Source organism: Mycobacterium sp. TH-M82, from assembly GCF_057473605.1.
In genome coordinates, this window is the sequence record NZ_JBYCKY010000412.1 from 1 (window position 1) to 8,363 (window position 8,363).

11 protein-coding genes and 1 pseudogene are annotated in these 8,363 nt (G+C 70.0%); 4 read left to right on the plus strand and 8 right to left on the minus strand.

Features of this window, described 5'->3' with window-relative positions:
- On the minus strand, positions 1–556 hold a 556-nt coding region (locus tag AC2VON_RS12785), incomplete at its 3' end, for an NUDIX hydrolase (protein WP_486953300.1).
- A gap of 16 nt (positions 557–572) precedes the next feature.
- Positions 573–1,430 (minus strand): acyl-CoA thioesterase, encoded by an 858-nt coding sequence (locus tag AC2VON_RS12790; protein ID WP_486953301.1) that lies wholly within the window; start codon positions 1,428–1,430, stop codon positions 573–575.
- Positions 1,431–1,504: 74 nt separating this feature from the next.
- On the opposite strand from AC2VON_RS12790, the gene AC2VON_RS12795 reads away from it, so the two are divergent.
- The 3 genes and pseudogenes from AC2VON_RS12795 to AC2VON_RS12805 all read left to right on the plus strand — a co-directional run bounded on the left by AC2VON_RS12795 (position 1,505) and on the right by AC2VON_RS12805 (position 4,487).
- On the plus strand, positions 1,505–2,107 hold the full coding sequence (locus tag AC2VON_RS12795) for a TetR/AcrR family transcriptional regulator (protein WP_486953302.1): 603 nt from the start codon (positions 1,505–1,507) through the stop codon (positions 2,105–2,107).
- Positions 2,100–3,663 (plus strand): annotated as a pseudogene (locus AC2VON_RS12800) (flavin-containing monooxygenase). Before AC2VON_RS12795 ends, AC2VON_RS12800 begins: the two are co-directional and overlap by 8 nt.
- Complete coding sequence (locus AC2VON_RS12805) at positions 3,660–4,487, plus strand: mycofactocin-coupled SDR family oxidoreductase (RefSeq protein WP_486953303.1); 828 nt, start codon at positions 3,660–3,662, stop codon at positions 4,485–4,487. The pseudogene AC2VON_RS12800 and the gene AC2VON_RS12805 overlap by 4 nt, the downstream one beginning before the upstream one ends.
- 12 nt (positions 4,488–4,499) lie before the next feature.
- Here AC2VON_RS12805 and AC2VON_RS12810 read toward each other — a convergent pair whose 3' ends face one another.
- The 6 genes from AC2VON_RS12810 to AC2VON_RS12835 all read right to left on the minus strand — a co-directional run bounded on the left by AC2VON_RS12810 (position 4,500) and on the right by AC2VON_RS12835 (position 7,897).
- Positions 4,500–5,849 carry a DUF2254 domain-containing protein gene (locus AC2VON_RS12810; RefSeq protein WP_407685455.1) on the minus strand — a complete coding sequence of 450 codons (1,350 nt, stop codon included), beginning with the start codon at positions 5,847–5,849 and terminating at the stop codon, positions 4,500–4,502.
- A 177-nt stretch (positions 5,850–6,026) separates the two neighbouring features.
- Positions 6,027–6,680 carry a DUF1330 domain-containing protein gene (locus AC2VON_RS12815; protein WP_407685454.1) on the minus strand — a complete coding sequence of 218 codons (654 nt, stop codon included), beginning with the start codon at positions 6,678–6,680 and terminating at the stop codon, positions 6,027–6,029.
- A 16-nt stretch (positions 6,681–6,696) separates the two neighbouring features.
- Positions 6,697–7,170, minus strand: coding sequence for a GtrA family protein (locus AC2VON_RS12820; protein WP_407685453.1), 474 nt, complete (start codon positions 7,168–7,170; stop codon positions 6,697–6,699).
- Between the two features lie 83 nt (positions 7,171–7,253).
- On the minus strand, positions 7,254–7,475 hold the full coding sequence (locus AC2VON_RS12825) for a hypothetical protein (protein ID WP_407685452.1): 222 nt from the start codon (positions 7,473–7,475) through the stop codon (positions 7,254–7,256).
- Positions 7,476–7,505: 30 nt separating this feature from the next.
- The gene (locus tag AC2VON_RS12830) at positions 7,506–7,754 is read right to left on the minus strand and encodes a hypothetical protein (RefSeq protein ID WP_486953304.1); all 249 of its coding nucleotides are present in this window, start codon (positions 7,752–7,754) and stop codon (positions 7,506–7,508) included.
- Positions 7,751–7,897, minus strand: coding sequence for a hypothetical protein (locus AC2VON_RS12835; protein WP_486953305.1), 147 nt, complete (start codon positions 7,895–7,897; stop codon positions 7,751–7,753). The genes AC2VON_RS12830 and AC2VON_RS12835 overlap by 4 nt, the downstream gene beginning before the upstream one ends.
- A gap of 255 nt (positions 7,898–8,152) precedes the next feature.
- Here AC2VON_RS12835 and AC2VON_RS12840 point away from each other — a divergent pair.
- Positions 8,153–8,363: FAS1-like dehydratase domain-containing protein (locus AC2VON_RS12840; protein WP_486953306.1), on the plus strand; the 211-nt coding region annotated here is incomplete at its 3' end.

The window sequence follows — 8,363 nt, forward strand, 5'->3', positions numbered from 1 at the left end:
CGAAGCGCGGCGAGTCGTCGCGTTGCAGCTGGTGCAGCCCCACCCGGTAGACCGCGACCACCTCCTCGGGCGCCGGTCGCGGGTCGAGCCGGCCGCCACCCCAGATCACCACCGGGGTGATGACGTAGCCCGACCGCGTCGGGTAGTCGTCGAGCAGCCCCAGCACGGCCGACCCGGGCAGCGCGACGCCCACCTCCTCGTCCAGCTCCCGCAGCGCCGCGTCGACCGCCGTTTCGCCGCGGTCGAGGCGGCCACCCGGCAGGGCCCACTGCGCCGAATGCGACGACAGCCGAATGGCCCTGCGGCACAACAGGAAAGCAGCACCGCCCGACACGTCGACCATGCGGCCGTCGAGGTTGGCCTCGGGCATCGGCCGCCCGCCGATCCACTCGTCGACCGGCGCCGGGTCAACCCGGTCCTCGCCGACCTCGGAATCGACCAGCACCACCGCGACGGCCGCGTGCCGCTTGCTCGGGTCGGTCACGGTGCGGCGCGCGTGACCGGCCACGTGCGCGCGGATCCGCTCCCGCAGCGCGTCGTCGTAGCTGATCGTCACCGCTCGACCCTATCGTTCAGCCCTTGCCCCGGCCGAAGTAGAGCTCCTGGGTGGCGACGCAGACCAGCTGGCCGGCGCGGTTGTACATGGTCGACGTCGCAAGTCCGCGTCCCGCGACGCCGCTGGGCGAAACCTGATCGGAGAGCACCCAATCGGACAGGTCGATCGGCCGGTGAAACCACAGCGCGTGGTCGATCAGCGCGTTGAACGTGGTCGGCGGCGTGGCCCGCCGCATCGCGAGCGCGGTCTCGAGCATCGTCGTGCCCGACAGATAGGTCAGCAGGCAGCAGTGCAGCATCTCGTCGTCCGGCACGGGTTCGGTTGGCCGCCACCACATGCGGATGCGGGGCGAGGGTGCCGGCGCCTCGATGGCGAGCCGCGGCGGCGCGTCGACGTAGCGCAGCTCGAACGGCTGCTCCCTGACCCAGTGCCCGCCCAGCTCGTCGGCATAGGCGGCCAGCTGTTCCTGCACCGGCGGCAGCGTGTCCGGGTCGGGGACCTCGGGCATGGGCTGCTGGTAGGCGAACGACTCGACCGGCGCACTGAACGACGCGAGCGCCTCCAGCAGGATCTGACCGTCCTGCCGCGCCGTGACCTGCCGGGTCGAGAGCGTGCCCCCGTCGCGTGCGACGTCGACGTGCAGGTCGACCGGCAGCCGGGCGTCCCCGGCGCGCACGTAGTAGACGTGGACGCTGTGGGGCGTGCGCCCGGGCGCGGTCAGCCCGGCCGCCATCAGCGCCTGCCCGGCGATGTGGCCGCCGACGATGTGGTGCGCCGGGTTGTCAAGCTGGGCGGCGACGAAGTGCCGCTCGCCCGTGCGGTCGACGCGCAGCGTCGCGATGACGTCGGCGAGGGACGGAGAACGGTAGGTCACCCTGGCATCATGCCGTAGGTCACCGGAGCGCCCGCATGTTGACCGGCTTGAACACATATCGCTAATGTGTGCAAATGCCGGTCGATGCGCCCCCGGAAGCCAAGCCCGTGCCGAGCGCCCTGCTGACCGCCGCCACCGACACGCTGCGCCACCTCGGGCCGCGGCGATTCAGCCTGACCGCGGTCGCCGAGGCCGCCGGCGTGTCGCGGGGCACCGTGCACAACGCGCTGGGCACCCGCAACGACGCCATCGCCACCGCGCTCAATCACCTGGCGGCCGGCTTCATCGACACCATGGCCGTCGAGGTGTCCAAGGAGGCGACCCTGGCCGATCAGGCGGCGGCCGTGGCGGTGCTCATCTGCGCGCACCGCCGGCGCTCCCGGTCGGCGCCGCGGGGCATCGACCGGAGCATCCTGGTCCTGCTGCTCGAAAACGGCGGCGACGAGTTGATGCGCCGCTCGGTCGAGTTGTGGCGGCCGTTGGTCAAAGCCGCCCAGCGCACCGGAGAGGTCGATGCGACGCTCGACCCGGCGCGCGCGAGCGAATGGATCATCCGGATCTTGTTCAGTTTCGAGCTGGTGCCGCCCATCGCGGTCAACCTGGATCACCCCCGCGCGGTGCGGCGCTTCGTGGGCGACCACATCGTCACCGGTCTCAAAGGCGCCGGCCGTGGCTGAACCCGACTACGAGGTGGCGATCATAGGGGCCGGGCCGGGCGGCATCGCGACGGCGAAAATACTGCGGGACAAGGGCATCGACGACTTCGTCATTCTGGAGCGCGGCGACGACTTCGGCGGCACCTGGCGCGACAACCACTATCCCGGCCTGGCCGTCGACATCCCGGTGCTCTGGTACCAGCTGTCGTTCGCCCCCAACCCCGACTGGACGCGCTTCTTCGCTCCGGGTCCCGAGATCTACCGGTACCTGCGCGACACGGCGCAGCGCCTCGGGCTCTACGCGCACCTGCACACCAACGCCGAAGTCGTCCAACAGCGCTGGGACGCGTCGGCCGGCCTGTGGCGCCTCGCGATCACGGGCCGACAACCGGTGTCGGCGCGCTTCGTGGTCAATTCCGTCGGCGGCTACGTCAACGCCAAGGACGTCACCGGCATCGCCGGGCTCGACGACTTCGCCGGAACCCTCCTGCGCCCCAACGCCTGGGACGACGACTACGACCCCGCCGGCAAACGCATCGCGATCATCGGCACCGGGTCCAGCGGCGTGCAGATCGCCGGGGCACTGTCGGCCCGCGCGGCCGGCCTGGACATCTACCAGCGCACGCCGGCGTGGGTGCTGCCCAAGATCGACTTCGACATCCCGCGCTGGATGCGGGTGCTGTGGCGGGTGCCCGGCGTCGTCGGCGCCGCCAACGCGCTGGGCCGGGCGGGCATGGACGCGTTCATGGTCGCCCCGCTGGTGCACCTGCTGCCGCGGCTCCCCGACCGAATCCTCGTGCGGCTCATGCCCCTGTACGACGCGTGGTGCCGGCTGCTGTACCGGGCGCTGCTGCGTGCCGTGGTCGACGACCCGGCCACCCGCCGCGCGCTGGTTCCCCGCTACGGCCCTGCTCGCCAAACGCCCGGTGATCTCCAGCAGCTTCCTGCCGGTGTTCAACCACCCCGGCACCCGGCTGATCACCACCCCGATCGAGCGGGTCACCCCCACCGGCATCCGCACGGCCGACGGCGCCGAGCGCCCCGCCGACCTCATCGTGCTGGCCACCGGCTACGAGTTGTGGACGGATCCCGAAACCTACCGCCCCGGAACCATTCTGGGCTCCGACGACTTCGACCTCGCCCAGGACTACCGCGCCCACGGGCTGCGCAGCTACGCCGGCACCGCGCATCCCCGGCTGCCCAACCGGTGGGAGATCGTCGGGCCCCTGGGCTTCGTCGGCTTCGCCTGGCCGGACTTCGTCGAGACGATGGCCGCCCACGCCGTGCGCGTCATCGACGAGACCCGGCGGCGTGGCGCGGACAGCGTCGCGGTCAGCCCGGCGGCGTTCGACCGGTGGAACGAGCAGATGCACCGCCGGGGCAAGGCCGTGCACCTGTACCTGACGGCGTGCAACCCCGGTCTGTCCACCTACTTCGTCAACTCCCAGCGCGACACCGTCTATCACCGCCCCCAAACAATCACCGGCTCAAGGCGATTCAGCCGCCATTCCCCGCTGCCGGACTACGAATTCCACCATCGGCGCGCCGCGCCGCACGCAGAGGAGATGTCGGCATGACCGATCCCGTCACCCCGCTGGCCGGCAAGGTCGCCTACGTGACCGGCGCCGCCCGCGGCCAGGGCCGCTCGCACTGCATCCGGCTGGCCCGCGCCGGCGCCGACATCGTCGCGATCGACGCCTGCGCCCCCGTGGCCGAACACAACGGCTATCCGCCCGCGGCGCCGGAGGACCTCGCCGAGACGGTCAGCCTCGTCGAGGGCGAGGGCCGCAAGATCCTCGCCGGGGAGATCGACGTCCGCGATCTGGCCGGCCAGCAGCGGATCGTGGCGAACGCGGTCGAGCAGTTCGGCCGCCTCGACATCGTCGTGGCCAACGCCGGCGTGCTGAATTGGGGCCGGCTGTGGGAGATTTCGCCCCAACAGTGGCAGGACGTGCTGGACGTCAACCTGACCGGGCTGTGGAACACCGTCAAAGCCGCGGTCCCGCCGATGATCGCGGCCGGCAACGGCGGGTCCATCATCGCGATCAGCTCGGCCGCCGGCATCAAGGCCGTCCCGGGCTGTGGCCACTACTGCGCCAGCAAGTTCGGCGTGGTCGGGCTCACCAACTCGCTGGCGGTCGAACTCGGCGAGTACGGCATCCGCGTCAACTCCGTGCACCCCTACGGCACCGATACCCCGATGGGCAACGACGTGTCGATGTACCAAGTGTTTCAAGACCACCCGCACTACATCTACAGCTTCTCGCCGGGCGCCCTGCCCACCGAGTCGCTGGCCGACCCCGACCTGGTCTCCGACATCGTGGTCTGGCTCGCGAGCGACGCGTCGTCGCTGATCACCGCCGCCCAGATCCCCGCCGACAAGGGCTATCTCAAGATCTAGCGTCGCGTTCGCTCACGACCGGTCACCGACCGGGGGTCGCCAGGTGCCGGCCAGCACCGCCTCCACGTCGCGCCCGAGATCGACCAGGAATTCGCGCTCGGCGGCATCGAAGTCCTGTGCGGACGCGGTGCGCCGAAGCCGTTCGAGCTGAGCGGCAATCGGGTCCTTGTGCCTGGCGTCGGTGGCCTGTCGCGCAACCTCGCGGAGCAAGGTGAAGACGCGGGCGAGCAGGGCAGGATCGCCGGCGCCGTACCGGCGTGGCTGGGCGATCGCCAGATCCAGCAGCTCGGCGAACGTGGGCTGGCGTATCACCACCTGGGTCACCTCGCCGCAGCGCAGCGATTTGTAGCCCAGGCGGCGCTGGGCCAGATCACACAGCAGCGCAGAGCTGTATCCCAGTGCGTGCACGGCGGTGGTGGGGTCGTTGATTCCCGGCGAGAGTGCCTTCACCGCAACGTCCGTCAGCTGCCGTAGGCCGTAACCGACGTCCTGGACCGGGGTCCTTTCGTTTCCGGTCCGCACGGCGGCCGTCACGGCGCCGGCGAGCAGCTCGAGCCGCCGGCGATCCAGTGGGTCGCGCCGGTCGCAGCTCCACACGTAGGCCAGCGGTTCGCCGCAGACCAGCCAATCGCCCGGAGCCCGGTTGACCAGAACCACCGCTTCGGCTTGCGCGGCGGCCGACATCAGCGATTGCTCGTCAACGCTGACCAAGAACCCCGTTGAGCCGGCGTCGACCAGATCGGCGTCGTGCGGCGGCTGGGGCATCCGCGCGTCTTCTTCCGCGGCATCGGTCGCTTCGAAGATCTGGCCGGCCGCCGCAATCGAGTCGGCCCACACGGTGTGCATCATGGTCTCGACCCGAATCTCGGCGACCAGGTGAGCGAGAAAGAACACCAACCCGATGACGCTCAGCAGCGCCAGGAACACGGCGACGCTCACGGAGACCTGGGCGGTGTCGCCGGCGTGCTCGTCGTGTGCGTTTTGCAGCGCGGTCAGCGAATAGGCGAAGGTCGCCAGGAACAGCGCCAGCGTTCGTTGCACGAACCTGTCCCGGGCGAAGGTCCGCAACAGCCGCGGCGAATACTGCCCGCTGGCCAGCTGCAACGTCACCACCGTGAGGGAAAAGGTCAGTGAGGTCACGGTGACCAGCGCGGTCGCGATCGTGCCCAGCAGCTCGCGCGCGGCGTCGGGACTGCTCGCGAACACCGGCCGGAGCGGCGCCAACGCGCGCCCGATCGTCTGATCGAACGCGGGAAGAAGTATCCCGGCCGCGATCGCGAGGAGCACGCCGATCAAGGGCACCGGCCACAGCCGCGTCCGCAAGGCGTCGCTGACATGATCGCGCCATCTCGTCGACGGCATCCCACCTCCGTTGTGCGCCTGCCGAACGCATCCTCGCGAGCACACCATAGCCCGATTTGCGCCCGGCCAGGCCGCCAATCGCGTCGATGGCCCGCTCCATCCCAGCGGCGCTGTCCAAAGCCGCCACACCGCAGCGCTATTCGAGCCGGGGCAACGGTGCTGGTTCGCGCCGCAGACTCAGGGCACCCGCAGGACGGTGGTCGCCGACCGCGCGACGGCGGCCGTCCTGATCTCGGAGACCGCCGCGTAGGCCGGCCCCGTCACAAGATCGAACACCGCCGCCGTGGAGGGGTAGTTGCCCAAAAAGATCAGGTCGGGTACGAAGTCGTCGTCGTAGGCCAAGTCGGGAAGGAACCGGGGAACGACGTAGCGGCCCCCGACGGCCTCGACCAAAGGCGCTGCCGCCGCGAGGTATTCGTCGTAGCGCTCGCGGCCACCCTCGTGGAACCACAACATGTTCAGCACGACGACACCGCTGTCGAGCACCGCCTCACCGCCGTCGGAAGGGTCGATGGCGCAACGAGTCAGCACCGCCCGGTGGACGGCGTCGGTGCGCAGGTGCGCGACCTGCCGATAGCGCTCGCTGTGCCACATCTCGTCGAACACGGCCGCCGAAGGGTACCGGACGAATCCGACCAGGTCGGGATCGAAGCCACCCTCGAGCGACTGCTCGACTTGCAGGAACGGGGTCGACAGCTCGGCGCCTACGTCGGCCAGGATCGGCAGGACGGCCCCGCCGTATTCGCCGTAGAGTTCCATTCCGCCGGGCTTGAACCACAACGCGTTCAGCATCGCGATCGGTGCGCCGGAGCCGGCGTTCGGTACGGACAAGTCGCTCACCTGGACTTCAGCAGCGGAACACGATCCATCGCATCGCACAGTACATGTACGCGGCCTCGCAGGTCCCCGCCACCAGCCGCGACAGCTGGTACTGCACGCCGAGGGCCGCCAGCAGGCTGGTGACCCCGAGGATGAACGCCAGGTAGTTGACGACGACCACCGCGGCATACACCGCGACCTGCGGCCCGACGGGCGCGTGGGACCGGAAGTTGGCGCTGCGGTTGAGCGCGTAGCTGAGGGCGAAGGCGCACACGTAGGCGAGCGTGACGGCGACCGGCACCGGCACGCCGAGCCCGCTGTGCAGGCCGGTGAGCAGCGACAGATCCGCGCCGAAGCTCAGGCCGTTGATCAGGCAGTACCCGACGAACGTCGGCGCGACGACCGAGCTGAGCCCCAACGGCAGGCGGGCGACGAACGCCTCACACCCGCCGTGGAATCGCTCGACCAGGGGCAGCCGGCCTGCATTCACGTCGGGTTGCACGCGTGTACCGTGCCACGCCCGGGTAGCGGCCGTGTGAGCAGTCGGCCAACTCGTCGCGACGCGCACGACCCGGTGTGTCCCAGCTAGTAGCCCTCGCCGTCATCGGCCAGGTAGGTGACCGAATACCACCGGCCGGGCGGCTGTGTGCCCGGGTCGTACTCCTCGGTCGCGGTCGCGTCCTCCAGTCGCACGTCCGTCAGCGTCGGATTCTGCGCGCGGACACGGTCTTCCAGCGCGGCCAACAGCGCATCCCCGCTCAGGGTGGTGTCCACCAGCGCGCGTCCCTCGTGCCTCGCCCAACTCACGCGTTACATCTTGCTCCGGCGTTCGCGGTTTCAGGGCAAGTCGGTCGCGAGGAATGTCAGGGGCAGCCCCTGCACCGTCATCTCGGATTCGTCCGGTTCGAAACCCTCGCCCTCCCGGTGCGAACGGAACTTCGTCACCGCGCCGTAACGCGCGGGCACCTGCTCGGCGGCCGCCATGTCTGCCACGCGAACCGCGATGGAGAAGACACCGTCACCGTGTGCCGCCAGGAATTCGGCCACCGCACTGCTGCGTCCCGCCTCGGTGTCCAGGGGGATCACCAGTTCCACGCCGCCGGCCCCAGTTCGGCCAGTTCGAGGACCGCGAACTCGAACCCGAGTTCGGTGAAGAACGTGGCGGCCGCGTCGAGCCGATCTCGGGCGACTGCGTAGACGACGTGGTGCATCTGCGGCAATCGGCTCATACCGGCCCCTTTGGCGGATGTCGCGCCGTCAGCGGCGTTCACCGGCGCCCGGCCCGGCTGTCCCGCGCCGCTCAGCCTAATCGCGGGCCTGTCCGCAACGCGCGGCCGCGGGTAGCCTGCGCCAGGATGGCGGTGTCGCGACTCCCTGGGGAACAAACCGCCGAAGCGCATCGGACCGCGTCGCCGCGGAGTTCGCACGCTAGTGTGCATGGGTTGGCCTCAGCGAACAGGCCGATAGAAGAGTTGAGCAAATTCATGACCGCAACAACAGAAGCGTCGGTGCTCGAATCACGGGTCGGCCATTACTACGAGATGGACGGCACCTACCTGGTCGGCCGCGAGAAAGTGCGCGAGTACGCCCGCGCCGTGCAGGACTACCACCCCGCGCACTGGGATGTCGCCGCCGCCGCCGACCTGGGGTATGCGGGTCTGGTGGCGCCGCTGACGTTCACCTCGGTGCCGGGCA

Coding starts and splice junctions, on each gene's coding strand:
- AC2VON_RS12810 (WP_407685455.1), bottom strand. CDS start 5,849: ATGCCGTCGACGAGATGGCGCGATCATGTCAGCGACGCCTTGCGGACG.
- AC2VON_RS12805 (WP_486953303.1), top strand. CDS start 3,660: ATGACCGATCCCGTCACCCCGCTGGCCGGCAAGGTCGCCTACGTGACC.
- AC2VON_RS12795 (WP_486953302.1), top strand. CDS start 1,505: ATGCCGGTCGATGCGCCCCCGGAAGCCAAGCCCGTGCCGAGCGCCCTG.
- AC2VON_RS12835 (WP_486953305.1), bottom strand. CDS start 7,897: ATGAGCCGATTGCCGCAGATGCACCACGTCGTCTACGCAGTCGCCCGA.